This is a genomic window from Defluviitalea raffinosedens (assembly GCF_016908775.1).
Taxonomy (GTDB): Bacteria; Bacillota; Clostridia; order Lachnospirales; family Defluviitaleaceae; genus Defluviitalea; species Defluviitalea raffinosedens.
In genome coordinates this window covers 147,997-164,827 of record NZ_JAFBEP010000004.1, presented here as the reverse complement: position 1 = coordinate 164,827, position 16,831 = coordinate 147,997, and the positions used below count along the sequence as shown (strand labels likewise).

19 protein-coding genes are annotated in these 16,831 nt (G+C 35.0%); 17 read left to right on the top strand and 2 right to left on the bottom strand.

The window, feature by feature from the left end; all coding sequences use genetic code 11:
* Position 1 precedes the first annotated feature (1 nt).
* From JOD07_RS05130 to JOD07_RS05050, 17 genes are all read left to right on the top strand, one after another.
* Positions 2-430, top strand: coding sequence for a 4Fe-4S dicluster domain-containing protein (locus JOD07_RS05130; protein ID WP_158738881.1), 429 nt, complete (start codon positions 2-4; stop codon positions 428-430).
* A gap of 4 nt (positions 431-434) precedes the next feature.
* Positions 435-1,673 carry an NAD(P)/FAD-dependent oxidoreductase gene (locus tag JOD07_RS05125; protein WP_204612608.1) on the top strand — a complete coding sequence of 413 codons (1,239 nt, stop codon included), beginning with the start codon at positions 435-437 and terminating at the stop codon, positions 1,671-1,673.
* A complete protein-coding gene (locus tag JOD07_RS05120) occupies positions 1,663-2,385 on the top strand; it encodes a GltB/FmdC/FwdC-like GXGXG domain-containing protein (protein ID WP_204612607.1) in 723 nt (240 codons plus the stop codon). Before JOD07_RS05125 ends, JOD07_RS05120 begins: the two co-directional genes overlap by 11 nt.
* Positions 2,386-2,400: 15 nt before the next feature.
* Complete coding sequence (gene glnA / locus JOD07_RS05115) at positions 2,401-3,717, top strand: type I glutamate--ammonia ligase (RefSeq protein WP_158738884.1); 1,317 nt, start codon at positions 2,401-2,403, stop codon at positions 3,715-3,717.
* A gap of 28 nt (positions 3,718-3,745) precedes the next feature.
* Complete coding sequence (locus JOD07_RS05110) at positions 3,746-4,315, top strand: ANTAR domain-containing response regulator (RefSeq protein WP_158738885.1); 570 nt, start codon at positions 3,746-3,748, stop codon at positions 4,313-4,315.
* A 19-nt stretch (positions 4,316-4,334) separates the two neighbouring features.
* Positions 4,335-5,201 (top strand): diaminopimelate epimerase, encoded by an 867-nt coding sequence (dapF, locus tag JOD07_RS05105; protein WP_204612605.1) that lies wholly within the window; start codon positions 4,335-4,337, stop codon positions 5,199-5,201.
* Positions 5,191-6,375, top strand: coding sequence for an LL-diaminopimelate aminotransferase (locus JOD07_RS05100; protein WP_204612596.1), 1,185 nt, complete (start codon positions 5,191-5,193; stop codon positions 6,373-6,375). Before dapF ends, JOD07_RS05100 begins: the two co-directional genes overlap by 11 nt.
* 153 nt (positions 6,376-6,528) lie before the next feature.
* The gene (asnB, locus tag JOD07_RS05095; RefSeq protein WP_204612594.1) at positions 6,529-8,373 is read left to right on the top strand and encodes an asparagine synthase (glutamine-hydrolyzing); all 1,845 of its coding nucleotides are present in this window, start codon (positions 6,529-6,531) and stop codon (positions 8,371-8,373) included.
* 128 nt (positions 8,374-8,501) lie between these two features.
* Positions 8,502-8,675, top strand: a complete 174-nt coding sequence (gene rpsU, locus JOD07_RS05090; protein WP_158738889.1) for a 30S ribosomal protein S21 — start codon at positions 8,502-8,504, stop codon at positions 8,673-8,675.
* Positions 8,676-8,706: 31 nt separating this feature from the next.
* Positions 8,707-9,150: a GatB/YqeY domain-containing protein gene (locus tag JOD07_RS05085; protein ID WP_158738890.1), complete on the top strand. Its 444-nt coding sequence runs from the start codon at positions 8,707-8,709 to the stop codon at positions 9,148-9,150.
* An 85-nt stretch (positions 9,151-9,235) separates the two neighbouring features.
* Positions 9,236-9,547, top strand: coding sequence for a sporulation protein YqfC (yqfC, locus tag JOD07_RS05080; RefSeq protein WP_158738891.1), 312 nt, complete (start codon positions 9,236-9,238; stop codon positions 9,545-9,547).
* A gap of 45 nt (positions 9,548-9,592) precedes the next feature.
* Positions 9,593-10,831, top strand: coding sequence for a sporulation protein YqfD (gene yqfD / locus JOD07_RS05075; protein ID WP_158738892.1), 1,239 nt, complete (start codon positions 9,593-9,595; stop codon positions 10,829-10,831).
* The gene (locus JOD07_RS05070; RefSeq protein ID WP_158738893.1) at positions 10,794-11,765 is read left to right on the top strand and encodes a PhoH family protein; all 972 of its coding nucleotides are present in this window, start codon (positions 10,794-10,796) and stop codon (positions 11,763-11,765) included. The genes yqfD and JOD07_RS05070 overlap by 38 nt, the downstream gene beginning before the upstream one ends.
* 17 nt (positions 11,766-11,782) lie before the next feature.
* A complete protein-coding gene (locus JOD07_RS05065) occupies positions 11,783-14,008 on the top strand; it encodes an HD family phosphohydrolase (protein ID WP_158738894.1) in 2,226 nt (741 codons plus the stop codon).
* Positions 13,968-14,429, top strand: coding sequence for an rRNA maturation RNase YbeY (ybeY, locus tag JOD07_RS05060; RefSeq protein ID WP_243144505.1), 462 nt, complete (start codon positions 13,968-13,970; stop codon positions 14,427-14,429). Before JOD07_RS05065 ends, ybeY begins: the two co-directional genes overlap by 41 nt.
* A 21-nt stretch (positions 14,430-14,450) precedes the next feature.
* On the top strand, positions 14,451-15,563 hold the full coding sequence (locus JOD07_RS05055; protein WP_158738896.1) for a DUF3048 domain-containing protein: 1,113 nt from the start codon (positions 14,451-14,453) through the stop codon (positions 15,561-15,563).
* A gap of 2 nt (positions 15,564-15,565) precedes the next feature.
* Positions 15,566-15,958: a cytidine deaminase gene (locus JOD07_RS05050; protein ID WP_158738897.1), complete on the top strand. Its 393-nt coding sequence runs from the start codon at positions 15,566-15,568 to the stop codon at positions 15,956-15,958.
* 24 nt (positions 15,959-15,982) lie between these two features.
* Here JOD07_RS05050 and JOD07_RS05045 read toward each other — a convergent pair whose 3' ends face one another.
* Both JOD07_RS05045 and JOD07_RS05040 read right to left on the bottom strand, forming a co-directional pair.
* The gene (locus JOD07_RS05045; protein WP_158738898.1) at positions 15,983-16,555 is read right to left on the bottom strand and encodes a manganese catalase family protein; all 573 of its coding nucleotides are present in this window, start codon (positions 16,553-16,555) and stop codon (positions 15,983-15,985) included.
* A complete protein-coding gene (locus tag JOD07_RS05040) occupies positions 16,531-16,830 on the bottom strand; it encodes a spore coat protein CotJB (protein ID WP_158738899.1) in 300 nt (99 codons plus the stop codon). The genes JOD07_RS05045 and JOD07_RS05040 overlap by 25 nt, the downstream gene beginning before the upstream one ends.
* Position 16,831: the final 1 nt, after the last annotated feature.

Sequence of the window (16,831 nt, the reverse complement as noted above, 5' to 3'; positions counted from 1 at the left end):
AGTGAAAAAAGTATATGTTAATGAAGAATGGTGCTTAGGGTGTCATTTGTGCGAATATTATTGTGCTTTTGCCAATTCTAATGAAAGAGATATGGCAAAAGCACTTAAAAACGTATCAATTCATCCAAGAATTCAGTTAGAAGAAGGTAATAATATAAACTTTGCAGTATCATGTAGACACTGTGATGACCCGCTGTGTGTAAAAGGATGTATTACGGGAGCACTTTCAATCCATGATGGAGTGATTACTGCTGATACCAATAAATGTGTTGGATGTTATACTTGTATCTTATGTTGTCCTTATGGCGCGATTAGTCCTAGTGATCATGGGGTGATTCAAAAATGCGAATTATGTACCAATAATATAAAAGGAACACCCTATTGTGTACAAGGCTGCCCTAATAACGCAATTGTATTTGAAGAGAGGTGAAAAGATGAAATACGTTATCATTGGAAATTCAGCAGCTGCTGTAGGCGCGATTGAAGGAATCAGAAAGATTGATACAGATGGAGAAATAATAGTAATCAGCAAAGAACCTTACCATGTATATTCAAGGCCTCTTATATCTTATTTATTATATGGAAAAACAGACGAAGAAAGAATGAAATATCGAAAAGATAATTTCTATGAGGTTATGAACTGCAAAACAATACTTGGTAAGGAAGCTGTAAAAATTCATCCTGAGCGTAAAGAAATCGAACTTGATGATCATACAGCAGTACATTATGATAAGTTGCTTATAGCTACGGGTTCACAACCTTTTATTCCGTCTGTAGAAGGATTGGAAAGTGTAAAAAGCAAATTTACTTTTATGTCGCTGGATGATGCAAAAGATTTGGATAATTCGCTTACTCCTGATAGTAAAGTATTAATTATTGGTGCGGGCTTGATTGGTTTAAAATGTGCTGAGGGGATCAGAAAGAAAGTAAGTAGTATAACTGTAGTGGATCTGTCAGACAGAATTCTTTCCAGTATATTAGACAAAGAAGGTGCAAGCGTAGTTCAATCTCATATAGAAAAAGAAAACATTGAGTTTATTTTGAATACCAGTGTTGCAAAATTTTTAGATCATAAAGCCATACTGTCCAATGGCGAAGAAGTTGATTTTGATGTGCTGGTTTTAGCTGTAGGGGTTCGTCCTAATATAAACTTAATAAAAGAGATTAATGGTAAGGTTGACCGAGGTATTGTAGTGGATGAATTCTGTCAGACCTCATTATCTGATATATACGCTGCTGGAGATTGCTGTGAGTCTCATGATATTACAACAGATCAAAATAAAGTTCTTGCCTTATTACCGAATGCCTATATGATGGGTGAATGTGCAGGGACCAATATGGCCGGTGGAGAAAAAATATATGATAAAGCAATTCCTATGAATGCTATAGGCTTTTTTGGATTGCATCTGATTACCGCAGGGAGCTATGAAGGAGATGTCTATACTCAAAATATCCCCGGTCAGTACAAAAAACTATTTGTAAAAGATGGACTGCTAAAAGGCTATATTATAATTGGTAATATTGAAAAAGCAGGAATTTATACGAGTTTAATCAGAGATAGGGTTCCTCTTAGTGATATTGATTTTGAACTAATTTGCCGTAAGCCTAGTTTAATGGCTTTCTCAAAGATAGAACGTAAGAAAAAGCTAGGGGGTGTGATTCATGGATATTAATGCTAAAGCGTTACATTTTAAAGATTTAAATGAAAAATTAAAAAATACCACTGATATAGATATAGTGATTGATGAATGCAACGGCCAGAGATATATAGCAAGTGGCCAGAAAGGGAAAAATATTATCATTAATGGTGTTCCAGGAAATGCTCTTGGTTCATATTTAAATGGCTGTACGATAAGAGTTTATGGAAATGCTCAAGATGCCACTGGAGATACTATGAATGACGGAACGATTTATGTTCATGGCAATTCTGGAGATGCTTGCGGTTATGCAATGCGGGGAGGAAAAATATTTATCAGAGATAATGCAGGATATAGAACTGGTATACATATGAAACAGTATAAAGATAAGAAACCAGTTATAGTGATAGGAGGCAGTGCAGGAAGTTTTCTTGGAGAATATCTTGCAGGGGGTATTATAATCGTGCTAGGATTAAATTGTAAAGATACTCCCCCAGTGGGAAATTTTTGTGGAACTGGTATGCATGGGGGTAAAATTTATTTAAGAACGAATCACCTTCCGCAGGATTTGCCAAAACAGGTTATTGCCAGAGAAGCTACGGAAGATGACATGGAGGAAATCAAAGGATATATTGAGGAATATTGCCAAGAATTTGGCAAAGACAAAGAGAGTATTTTAAATGCTAATTTCTTTTGTCTGATTCCAGATACGAAAAACCCCTATAAGCAGATGTATACCCATAATTAAAGGAGGTTTTGGGGCATGACCTATACAATGAAAGAGGTTTTGCAATTTGTAAAAGAGAATGATGTAAAGTTTATTCGCTTGGCATTCTGCGATATATTAGGAATTCAGAAAAATATTTCAATTATGCCGGATGAACTTGAAAGAGCTTTTGAAAGTGGTATTTCATTTGATGCCTCTTCTATTTTAGGATTTATGAATATTGAGCATTCAGATTTGTTTTTATATCCGGATCCTTCAACTTTAAGTATATTACCTTGGCGGCCCCAGCAGGGAAGAGTGATACGATTCTTTTGTGATATAAAACATCCTGATAAAAAACCATTTGAAGGAGATACGAGAAATATTCTTAAAAAAGCTGTAGAGCGTGCTGAAAAAATGGGTTATGTTTGCAAGATAGGTTCTGAATGTGAGTTCTATCTTTTTGAAACAGATGAAAAAGGAAAGCCAACATTTACTCCTTATGATGAAGGGGGATATTTAGATATTGCGCCCCTTGATAAAGGTGAAAATGTTCGAAGAGAAATATGCCTGTCTCTTGAGCAGATGGGAATACAGCCGGAAAGTTCCCATCATGAACAAGGTCCAGGGCAAAATGAAATCGATTTTAAATACAGTGATGCTATAACAGCTGCAGATAATCTTATTGCATTTAAATCAGTTGTTAAAGCTATAGCATCAAGAAATGGCCTCTTTGCATCATTCATGCCAAAGCCTATTGCCCATGAAAGCGGCAGTGGTCTGCATATTAATTTATCTCTTTTAAAAAATGGATTTAATATTTTTAGAAATGGTGATGTGAATTCGTCCGATGCCAAAAGTTTTATTGCAGGGGTTTTGGATAAAATTCTTGAAATTACTGCATTTGCTAATCCTACTACAAATTCCTATGCTCGATTTGGAGTCTTTAAAGCGCCTAAATATGTATCATGGTCAAAAGAAAACCGTTCACAACTCATAAGAATTCCTGCTGAAAAAGGAGAATATAGCAGGATGGAACTTCGTTCTCCAGATCCATCATGCAATCCCTATATTACTTTTGCGTTGATTTTGCATGCAGGACTTGATGGAATTGAAAAACGACTAGAGCTTCCACAACCAATTAATTCTAATTTATATCTCACCGCAAGCCATGAAATAGAACATTTAAAACTTCTTCCTCAGAATCTGAAAGAGGCTTTAGACATTGCATCCAGCAGTTCTTTTGTTAAGAATATTTTAGGAGAAGAGACGCTTGGGAAATATGTTGAAATCAAACTTGGAGAATGGGATCGATATGTAAAAAGCTCAGATAAAGAGAGCATAGATAAACAGATGTATTTTCATATACTCTAAATTTAGATAAGGATAAGTCGGTGGTGGTATGGAGCGTGTTTTAATTGTGTCAAGTTCTGAGAAAGTCAGTGTTTCATTGGAAGAACTTTTAAAATTCAATTCTTATAAAGAAATTATCTGTGTAAAAAGTGCCAATGAAGCAAAGCGCATTTTGATTGATCGAGAAATTGATTTGTGTATTATCAATGCACCTTTGACAGATGAGTTTGGAGCAAATTTTGCAATTAATGTTGTGAGCAGAGGAACAATACAGGTTATGCTCATTGTTAAAAGCGAATTGGAAGATGAGATATGCGATAAGGTTGAAAACTACGGTGTATTTGTAATATCCAAACCAGTTAATCGACAGGTATTCTGGAGTGCTCTGAAGCTTATTACAGCATCCTATAACAGGATGCGGGGCCTTAAAAATGAAAATGAGCAATTACAGAAGCGAATAGAAGATATTCGCTTTGTTGACAGAGCCAAATGCGTATTAATTGAATATTTGAAGATGACAGAGCCTGAAGCTCATAGATTCATAGAAAAACAAGCAATGGATATGCGCATTACAAAAAGACAAGTGGCAGAAAGAATCTTAAAGACTTATGAAAAGTAAATATGAAAGGAGTGAAAATATGCGATTAAAGTTCACAAAAATGCAGGGTTGCGGTAACGATTATATATATTTAAATTGCATGGAAGAAGAATTGGCCAATCCAGAACACTTATCAATTGTATTGTCTGACAGACATTTTGGTATTGGTGGAGACGGAATAGTAATGATTTGTAAATCTAATGTTGCAGATGCAAAAATGCGAATGTTTAATATAGATGGCAGTGAAGGTAAAATGTGTGGTAATGCTATTCGTTGTGTGGGGAAATATCTTTATGAAAATAAGATTGTTGATAAAGAAGAACTTCTGATTGATACTTTAAGTGGTATAAAACATTTAAAATTATTTATTAAAGATCATTCTGTTGAGTCAGTTCAAGTAGATATGGGCAGGGCAGAGTTTACTCCCAGTCAAATTCCGGTACTTTTAGAGGGAGATAGAATAATCAATAGGGAAACCATTATTGGAAATCAACCATACCGCATTACTTGTGTATCCATGGGAAATCCCCATTGTGTAGTTTTTATGGATGATATAAAGAATATAAAGCTTGAGGAATTGGGACCAATGTTTGAACATGCTCCGATTTTCCCTGAAAGGGTTAATACAGAATTTATAAAAGTCATAAACGAAAACACATTAGAGATGAGGGTATGGGAAAGAGGCAGTGGTGAAACCTTGGCTTGCGGAACAGGTGCCTGCGCTGCAGCGGTGGCAGCAGTAGAGAATGGATTTTGCAAAAAAGGTGAAGACATTAAGGTAAAACTTTTGGGTGGAGAACTGATTATAAATTATACAGATGAAGTCGTTTTTATGACGGGCAAAGCTCAAAAAGTTTTCGAAGGTGTTATTGATCTTGTGGATGGAGGGATAAATATTGCAGATTAATAGTAATTATTTAAATTTACATGATAGTTATTTATTTTCTACTATTGCCAGAAAAGTATCAGAATATAAAAGTAAACATCCAGACAAAGACATTATTAGATTAGGGATAGGGGATGTAACCCTCCCTCTTTGTGAAGCAGTAGTCAATGCAATGCAAGCGGCGGTTTCAGAAATGGGTACGCAAGAGGGATTTAAAGGATATGGGCCGGAACAAGGATATGATTTTTTAAGATCAGCTGTAAAAGATTATTATAAAAACAGAGGCGTAATATTGGAGGAAAATGAAGTATTCATTAGCGATGGAGCCAAAAGTGATTTGGGGAATATTTTAGACATTTTTGGATTAGAGAATACAGTTTTAATTCCTGACCCGGTGTATCCGGTTTATGTAGATACGAATATTATGGCTGGCAGAAAAATTATTTATATGAATGCAAATGAAGAAAATGGCTTTTTGCCTATGCCTGATCCGGATGTAAAAGCTGATATTATATATCTATGCTCACCTAATAATCCTACAGGTGCGGTTTATAATAAAGATCAATTAAAGGCATGGGTGGATTATGCCCTTTCAAATAAAGTAGTCATTCTTTTTGATGCAGCGTATGAAGCATTTATTCAAGATAAGGAATTACCTAGAAGTATTTATGAAATAGATGGGGCTAAGCAATGTGCGATTGAATTTTGTTCCCTTTCAAAAACTGCAGGATTTACCGGCACAAGATGCGGATATACTATTGTTCCTCATGAACTTGTTTATGAAAATACAAGTTTAAATAAATTATGGCTTCGCAGACAAACCACTAAATTTAATGGTGTTCCATATATTATTCAGCGAGGAGCAGAGGCGGTTTTCACAGAAGAAGGGCAGAAACAGATTAAAGAAAATATAAACTATTATTTGGAGAATGCCAAAATTATTTCGGAAACTCTATCTGATTTGGGAATTTGGTTTGTCGGAGGGAAAAATTCTCCATATATCTGGCTTAAATGCCCAAACAATATGACATCTTGGGAGTTCTTTGATTATTTGCTTGAGAATGCTAATGTGGTAGGAACTCCGGGAGAAGGATTTGGGAAAAATGGAGAAGGATTTTTTAGATTGACCTGCTTTGGAAAGAGAGAGGATACCATCACTGCTATGAGGAGAATTTCCCGTATAAAATTTGAATAATGAAACTTTTCAATATCTATTTCATATAATAGATATTGACAAAGACGTCACAGTTATGTGGCGTCTTTTTTTTATTAACTAGACAAGTCTGTTTCGTAAGTATGAGTCAAGTATTTGGGAAACTGTAAGTGATCTTGATTAGGAGGGATCAATATGTGTGGTATTGCAGGATGGATAGATTATAAAGAGAATTTAACAGAAAGAAAGCATATTATTGACAAAATGTCTGAAACATTAGCTCGTCGTGGACCGGATGCAGATGGCATTTATCTTAAAAAAAATGCATGTCTAATTCATAGAAGACTTATTGTTGTGGATCCTGAAAATGGGATTCAGCCAATGACTATAGAAAAAGGGAATGCAAAATATACTATTGTATATAATGGTGAACTTTATAATACAGAGGATCTTCGTAAAGAACTTCTGGAGTACGGATATTCATTTAAGGGCCATTCCGATACCGAAGTATTATTAACATCTTTTATCCACTGGGGAGAAGATTGTCTTGAAAGATTAAATGGTATTTATGCCTTTGCTGTATGGAATGACTTGGAAGAAAAGTTGTTTATGGCACGGGATAGAATGGGTGTAAAACCATTATTTTTCTATATTCACAAAGAGAGTATTATCTTTGGTTCAGAATTAAAAACTCTTTTGGCTAACCCCTTAATTCAACCTGTCATTAATAAAGAGGGATTAACTGAAATCTTTTTTTTAGGTCCTGGACGAACCAGTGGTAATGGTGTGATCAAGGGAGTAAGAGAATTAAAGCCTGGAGAATATGCCATATTTGATAAAAAAGGATTAAGAATTAAGACTTACTGGTATTTAAAAGCTGAGGAACATCAAGACAATATTGAGAAAACTATTGAAAAGATCAGAGATTTAATCATTGATGCGGTGAAGCGTCAATTAGTGTCCGATGTACCACTTTGTTGCTTTTTATCTGGAGGTCTTGATTCGAGTATTATTTCCAAAATCGCTGCGAATGAATATAAATTTATGAATAGAGGAAAACTGAATACGTATTCTGTTGATTATGTAGATAATCAAAAATATTTTAAAGCAAGTGTTTTCCAACCCAATTCAGATAAAAAATATATTGAACATATGGTGAATGAAATAGGTTCTATTCACCATGAAGTAATTCTTGATCATGTTGATTTGGCAGAAGCTTTATATGATGCTACCTTAGCCAGGGATTTACCCGGAATGGCTGATGTTGATTCTTCTCTTCTATTATTTTGCAAAGAAGTTAAAAAAGATTTTACTGTTGCAGTTTCTGGTGAATGTGCAGATGAAGTCTTTGGAGGATATCCTTGGTATCATAATAAAGAGATATTATTTGAAGATACTTTTCCCTGGGCCCGCTCTCTTGAAATAAGAAAAAGCATTTTAAAACAAGGAGTATTGGATGATGGGGAAGAATATGTAAGGCAGAAATATCAAGATACTATAAACAGTGTAGATGTTTTACCAGGGGATGAAAAGTTCAATACGCGTATGCGACAAATGTTTGCATTAAATATTAACTGGTTTATGCAGACCTTACTTGATAGAAAAGATCGTATGAGTATGTATAATGGACTGGAAGTAAGAGTGCCTTTTTGCGATCACCGTATCGTTGAATATGCATATAATATGCCATGGAGCATTAAAGCCTTGAATGGAAGAGAAAAAGGTATTATCAGAAAAGCAATGGAAGGTATACTGCCAGATGAAATCATTTTGCGAAAGAAGAGTCCATATCCTAAGACCCATCATCCTAAATATTTAAAAATAGTGAGTGAAAAAGTAAAAGCTTTGGCAAATAAGCCTGGTTCAATACTGTCAGAGCTAATCAATTGGGATACAGTAAAAAGTATAGCAGAAAATCCCGCGCAATTTACTTCCCCCTGGTATGGTCAGCTGATGACAGCGCCGCAAATACTTGCTTATATTTTACAGATTAACACTTGGCTTGAAGAATTTCATGTTAAAATTGAAGGAGATCTATAGAATTATTCTTTTTTTAATTAGTATTGACGAAAGGCGCTGAATTGTGTATAATCTAATACAGTGCTTTAGAACTTTTCTCCGTTTATATGCATAAAGCACAACCTTGCAAGCCGGAGGGAGGGGAATCCATGTCAGAGGTTATCGTTAGAGAAAATGAATCTTTGGATAGTGCTCTACGCCGTTTTAAAAGAAACTGTGCTAAAGCTGGTATTATGCAAGAGATTCGTAAGAGAGAACATTACGAAAAACCAAGTGTTAAACGTAAAAAGAAATCAGAAGCTGCTAGAAAGAAAAATAGATAATTTTGTATAAATTATATAAAGGATGATGGTTATGTCTTTAAAGGCAAAGCTTTTGGAAGACATGAAGGCAGCGATGAAAGAAAAAGATAGTGTACGTAAGAACGCAATTCAGATGATTCGTGCTGCGATCTTGCAGGTAGAAAAAGATCAAAAAATCGAGTTGGATGATGAAGGCGTTATTGAAGTGATTGCAAAAGAATATAAAAAGCGTAATGATGCTCTTTCTGAAATCGAAAAAAGCGATCGTCAAGATTTGATAGATGATTTGAAGAGAGAAATCAGTATTTTACAAGCTTATCTTCCTGAACAATTATCTGATGAAGAATTAGAGAAAATCGTTGCCGAAGTGATTTTGGAAGTTGGAGCATCCTCCATGAAAGATATGGGTAAGGTTATGGGTGCTGTAATACCAAAAGTAAAAGGTCGTGCCGATAACGGAAGAATTAGTGCAATAGCTAAAGAGAAATTAAAATAAAACCTTGGAACAAAGTTCCAAGGTTTTTATTATGTCTTAAAATCCCTTTTTCTGCATATTAATGTATGAGGGGAGGGACGCGTTTATGGGTAGAAGGAAGAGAAAAAATAAGAAAGAAGAAAATATACAACCGATTAATTTAAAGAAAAAAGTTACAGACATACTTGAACTCCCTAAAGAAGTTGTATTAAATCTTCCAATGATTTCTATGTTAGGGAATGAAGAAATGCATATTGAAAATTATAAAGGAATTCTTGAATATGATTCTGAAAGAATAAAGATTTATACCAGCAATGGCGTATTAAAACTGGAAGGGCGAGGGCTTTCTCTCAAAGCCATGACAACAGAGGAAATTGTAATCAAAGGGACAATTTTTAGAATTGAATTTTTAATATAGTATTGGCAAATTCCTGGGGTGCAATTGACTTTGGGGGGGTGAATTATGTTTTTATCAGTATGGAATTATTTAAGAGGCTATGTTACTATAGAGGTATCCGGATTTTCCGTTGAAAGATTTATGAATTTAGCATCCCATAAAGGGATTTATTTATGGGATATTCAAAGAAACAGAGCTAAAGTTCAAATGAAAGTAAGTATTGCGGGATTTCGCTTATTAAAAAGTTGTGCCAAAAAAACAAGATGTAAAGTAAGAATCATAGAAAAAAAAGGCTGGCCGTTTATACTGTACAGATATAGAAAGCGCAAAGTTATGGGATTGGGCTTTTTAATCTTCTTTGGCATTTTATATATTTTATCTTCTTTTGTATGGGTTGTAGAAATCAAAGGGAATACAAGGATTTCAACAGAAGAATTAACCAAAGCTTTGGGGGAATACGGAGTAAAACCCGGTGTCTGGAAATATAAAATCAATCCATCAAACATAGAAGGCCTTCTGATGAATGATTTTAATGATATTGCGTGGACGGCTGTAGATATTAAAGGTACAAAAGTTACGGTAGAATTAACGGAGACAGTTGTTAAGCCTGAAATTGTAGATCAAACAACCCCGTGTGATTTAGTGGCTGAAAAAACAGGTTTAATTGTTAGCATTGCGACTCGTGCAGGAACCCCAAAAGTCAAACCTAAAGATGTTGTTCAAAAAGGAGATTTGTTGGTGAGTGGTGAATTAATAGTTAAGCAGGATGAAGAAGGAACTGTTATAAAGTATGTTCATGCAGATGCCGAAGTTAAAGCAAAAACTCGCTATGAGATAACCTATGATCAGCCTTTATCGTATATAGAAAAACAATATACTGGAGAAGTAAAGAAGCAATATGGGATTAATATATTAGATAAAAAACTGAATTTATTTAAACCTCGTATTTCTTTTCAAAATTATGATAAAATTATTAGTAGCAGGCAATTATCTGTTACAAAGCATTTTGTGCTTCCAATTGAAGGAATCATTTATGAGTATAGAGAATTTATACCTGTCACTCATAAAAGAACTTTAGAAGAAGCAAAAAAATTGGCAGAAGAAGAGATTAAGAAAAGGCTGATAGCGCAAATGGATGAGGAAAGTGAAATAATCAGTCATGACATACAGTTTTACCCTTACGAAGAATTTTTGAGAGCAAAGGCTGTGGCTATTGTAATCGAACGAATAGATAAGCCTCAGGTCATTGATAGGAGGAAAATCATTAATGGAACAAAAGGAAAAAATACTGCAGATACCAACTGAGTACATTTCTAATATATTTGGTAAGTTTGATGAGAATATTAAAAAAATTGAAAAAACTTTTGATGTAGAAATTGTCAATAGAGGAGAGGATATCAAGGTTATTGGTGAGGAGAATAAAATTAATCAGGCACTAAGAACTTTAAATGAATTGACTCATTTGGCTCAAAAAGGTGAACTCATTACCATTCAAAATATCGAGTATATCATTTCTTTAGTTCTGGAAAATATGGAGGAAGAATATAAAAAACTGCATTCAGACTTTATTTGCATGACAGCCCATGGGAAACAGATCAAAAGTAAAACATTAGGCCAAAAAAAATATGTCGATATGATAAAAAATAATATTGTTGTTTTTGGCGTAGGGCCTGCGGGTACTGGTAAGACGTATTTGGCCATGGCGATGGCAATAACGGCTTTAAAAAATAATGAAGTGAATCGTATTATTTTAACCAGACCTGCTATAGAAGCAGGAGAAAAACTGGGTTTTCTTCCCGGAGATTTGCAAAGCAAAGTTGATCCCTATTTACGTCCATTGTATGATGCATTGTATGAAATAATGGGCGCAGAGACATTTCTGAAAAATATGGAGAAAGGCATTATTGAAGTAGCGCCATTGGCATACATGCGTGGACGTACTTTAGACAATTCTTTCATTGTCCTCGATGAAGCACAAAATACGACTCCAGAGCAGATGAAAATGTTTCTGACCCGTATAGGATTTGGATCTAAGGCTGTTATAACAGGAGATGTAACCCAAGTCGATCTTCCTTTAGGGAAAAAGTCTGGACTTACAGAAGCATTAAAAATACTAAAAAATGTTGAGGGAATTGGGATTTCAATGTTATCAAAGAACGATGTAGTAAGACATCCATTGGTGCAGAGAATTATTCAGGCTTATGAAAAATATGAAAATAAAAAAGAGACAAAGAGATAAATGATAGGAGGATATTATTGAACAGGGGGCGTGCATTAAGGATCATACTGGTTATTCTTTCCTTTGTATTGACTTGCACTGCTATTTTAACCGGTGAATATTTTCAAACCATAGAAGACATTAAAGTAGGCGCCATAGCACCCAAACGTTTTACTTCACCAAGAGAAATAGAAAATAAATTGGCTACAGAAAAAAAGAGAGAAGAAGTAAGAAAGCAAATTGAACCTTTATATAAGCAGGAACCGCAAATAGAAAAACAGGCAGAAGATAAAATAGAATTGCTTTTTAATAAAGTTAAGGAAACACAAGAATATTTAGCAGAGCAAAAAGAGGGGGGTCATCAAACAGATGTGGATTTAATAACAGATGAATCCGATGGAAAAGAAGATCAAAGTGTTTTAGAGGAAATAGATGAGCAAAATGAAATATTTAAAAAAGAGCAAATAGACAATTTGCAGAAGCAATCGCCAATTCCTTTATCGGATGCGCAATTTGAACGACTGATCCAAATGAATTCGAAAGAGATTTTGGAGCTAAAAAAACTTTGTTTGGATATTACTCAGTCAGCATTTAGTATAGGAATCAGAGAAGAAACAAAGACAAAAAGTATTTTGGATGTAAAGGAGCAATTTGAAAGTCTTAATTTAGACCAAGACATTCAAACGCTAGGATATGATATAGTATCTTCTGTGATCAAGCCTAATATGACTATAGATGAGATCGCAACTCAAAAAATGCTTGAGGAGAAATTATCTAAAGTTGAACCTGTTAAAGTTCTTCCGGGGCAGAAAATTGTTGATGAAGGAGAAATCATTACTGAAGAAGCTTATCAAATATTAGAAAGTCTTGGTTTTATTAAAGCAGATTTTAAAGAAGAGTCCATAAGATATTTTGGAGCCATATTGCTCATTTGCTTGCTTCATAGTTTTATCTATACTTATATTTGGACTTTTAATAAGTCTATCATAGACAGTAGAAAAGAGATGCTTTTGCTGTTTTCAATATATTCAATTAGTCTTCTTATGATTAAGTTTATGGCACCTTTTAATTTTTCCTGGGTTCCTATTCCCATTGCAGGAATGTTGCTATCCATTCTTTTGGATGTAAGACTGGGAATTCTTTTAAATGGTTGTATTACAATTATTGGAGCTTTAATCAATAAAGAAAGTTTGGATTTCATATTATTTTTCTTTATAGTGGGTACGATTTTTTCTATATTAGTAATGAACACATATAAGAGAAATCGAATTTTATGGGTAGGTATTTTGGCAGGATTATTGAATGGTATAGCCATCATAAGTCTGGAACTGTTTTTGAATGGGGCAAATTCAATTGAATTGCTTTCTCATAGTTTATATGCTTTTATCAGTGGAGTATTATGGGTTATTATCACTGTAGGAAGCTTACCTTTCTGGGAAGTGGCCTTTGATGTTGTAACTCCCATCAAGTTGTTAGAATTGACGAATCCTGAGCAACCTTTATTGAAAAGACTTCTAATTGAAGCACCGGGGACATACTACCATAGTTTAATCGTTGCAAACTTAGCGGAAACAGCAGCTGCTGATATCAATGCTAATCCACTTCTGGTCAGAGTAGGCGGCTATTACCATGATATAGGGAAGATTGTATATCCTCAATATTTTAAAGAGAATCAGGTTTTGGACAATCCTCATGACTATTTGGAACCTTCGGTGAGTGCTAAGATTATCCATCAGCATGTAACAAATGGATTAAAAATTGCAACAGAAAATAAATTGCCAAGAGCTGTAAAGGATATGATTGCACAGCATCACGGCACAACCTTTACCCAATATTTTTATTATAAAGCGGCAAAAATCAATTCAAGTGAATCGATATCCAAAGAAGCATTTTGTTATGAAGGGCCTATTCCTCAATCTAAAGAAGCAGCATTAATTATGCTTGCGGATACAGTAGAAGCAGCAGTGCGTTCAATGAATCCCCATGAAAAAATCAGTGAAAAAACTGAGGAGCTTGTGAGAAAACTCATTAAAAATAAATTGGATGAAGGACAGTTGGATGACAGTAACCTTACAATAAAAGATTTGGAGACAATTGTACAAGCTTTTATGAAAGTATTTAATGGAATGTACCATGAGAGAATCAAATACCCTGATGGGACGGAGGATAAAAATAATGAAGATTTGGATGGAAAACAAAACATCATTCCAGTTGAGCGAGAAAATGAAGCAATTGATTCAAGAGATCATAGTGCAAGCGCTTAAGGTGGAAAAATACCCTCTTGATGTTGAAGTAAGCATTACTTTTGTGGATAATAATGAAATACAAGCAATCAATAAAGAATTTAGAAATATTGACAGACCTACAGACGTACTTTCCTTCCCTCTGCTGGAGTTTGAAGATTCAACGACAGCTGGGGAAAACGATTCTTTTTCGTTAGAAGGTTTGGAAGAATACATAAATCCCGAAACAGGGGATTTAATGCTTGGAGATATTATCATTTCAATTGATAAAGCAATCGAACAATCTAAAGAATACAATCATTCTCTTGAAAGAGAAATTGGTTTTTTAGTATCCCACAGTATGTTTCATTTAATGGGTTATGATCATATGGAGGAAGATGAAGAAAAAATAATGTTTGAAAAGCAGGAGAAAGTATTGCAGACTGTGGGACTCAGCAGATGATTGTCCGTTTGGGGGGATAAAATGAGGAAATATCAGTTTTTGGCTTCCATTATCGGAATGCTTTTGATATTATTTCTACTTGTTGGCTGTAATCAAAAGACTTCATTGGATACCCAAGATTACCAGGATTCAGAATCAATGCAAAACGACAATATTTTAGAAGAAGAGAAAATTTCTACTGAAGGAAAAGCAATCAATCCCCTGACAGGATTGTGGATTGATGAAGAGGTAGCAAAAAGAAGACCGGTGGCTGTTATGATTAATAATTTAAAAAAGGCTCTTCCGCAAAGTGGTATTTCTCAGGCAGATATTATTTATGAAACTTTAGTGGAAGGCGAAATTACACGACTTATGGCGGTATTTCAAGATTTCGATGCTAAAAAAATAGGGCCTGTTCGTAGTGCAAGACATTATTATTTAGACTTTGCCCTGGATCATGATGCAATATTTGTCCATTACGGAAGAAGTCCACAGGCTGAGAAAGCCTTTGAAGAATGGAATGTTTCACATTTGGAAGGAATATCTTATTTAGATGAAGTAATGTTTTGGAGAGATCCGGAAAGATATAATAAGCCAGGAATGAAAGAGCATAGTGCTTACACCAATGCCGAGAAAATTTTAAAGGCATGGGATATGGTAGGGTATGATAAAGAAAAAAGAAAGGATCTTGAGCCGGTGTTCCACTTCTTAGAGGAAGAAATTACACCTTCAAAAGGGCAGGTTGCAGAAGTAGTGCTTTTACCTTTTTCTAGTTACCAAGTATCGGAGTTTCGATTTGACAAGGATACTAATTTATATAAGAGATATCAATTTGGAGAGCCTCATATTGATATCGAAAATAATGAGCAATTAACTGTTAAAAACATTATTGTACAGTTTGCGCCAATATATCCTATACCTAAAGATACCGCGGGAAGAAAAGAAGTGGAATTAGTTGGCAAAGGAACTGGGCTATACATTACCAATGGTAAGGCAGTTCCCCTTACATGGTCTAAAAAATCTCATCAATCTCCAACTTCTTTTTTAAATGAAAATGGGACTGTATTGAAAATGAATAAGGGAAAAACATGGGTATGCGTTTTTCCAATGAATAAAGACGTAGAACTTCTTTCTGCACACGAAATGGAGGAGTAAATATGGATTACAGAGAATTGATTAAAAAGGCTGAAGAGGCTAGGGAAAAAGCTTATGTTCCATATTCCAATTTTAAAGTCGGAGCAGCAGTTTTAACAGAAAAAGGAGAGTTTTTTACTGGTTGCAACATAGAAAACGCCTCCTATGGTGCAACCAATTGTGCCGAGCGAACTGCTATTTTTAAGGCAGTATCCGAAGGAGAAAAAAATATCAAGGCTATAGCCATAGTAAGCAGCTCAGGGGATTTTACTTATCCCTGTGGAATCTGCAGGCAGGTTATTGCTGAATTTATGAGGGATGGAGAAATTATATTAGGGAATAGCAAAGGAGAATACAGGATCTATAAAACGGAAGAGATCCTACCCTTTGCTTTTACCGGACAAGATATAAAGTAAAAAGCTCTGCCGAGGCAGGGCTTTTTAAAAGATTTTTTTAGAATCTTGATATTCTTGAACGATTCTTAATGCTTCTCCAAATCTCTGGAAGTGGACAACTTCTCTTTGACGAAGGAATCGTAGGGCATCAATTACTCCTGGATCATCGCTGATGTTGATTAAATGTTCATATGTGGCTCTAGCCTTTTGCTCAGCAGCCATATTTTCATGAAGATTAGCAATCGGATCGCCTTTTGCGTTAAAATATTTTGCACTAAATTGAACTCCTGATGCATCGTGAGGATACAGATCAAGTCCATGATTTACATAGTGTTGTTCGAAAGGGGTTCCAACAATTTTAGATTCAGGAAGGTCTTTAGTAAGTTGATAAACAATCGTTCCAATCATCTCCCAATGGGCAAGTTCTTCTGTACCAATATCTGTAAGTATTGCCTTTGCCTGATTGGTTGGCATTGTCCACCTTTGAGTAAGATATCTTAGAGAAGCAGCCAATTCTCCATCTGCACCGCCAAATTGCTCTATGATCATGGCTGCAAGAGCAGGGTTGCAGGTACTAACTTTTACAGGATATTCTAACTTCTTTTCATAAATCCACATGGCATATCCTCCTTACATGTATACTCATCTTCCCAAGGCCAAGGAGATTCTATCCATTGCCACGGATATTGGCTTGGAGCATATCCAAAATTGGTTAGTGGGCCATATTGTCGTTCATACATCATTTTTAAATTCATTAATTCCTGGGTAAGTTTATTAAAATCCATAAGTGCTTGTTGATGTGTGGGATGGGTATCTAAAAATAAGTTAATATCAATGACTGCAAATTCCACTTCTTGGATTTTTCGCATTAATTGCTCGCGATTCATGTCCATA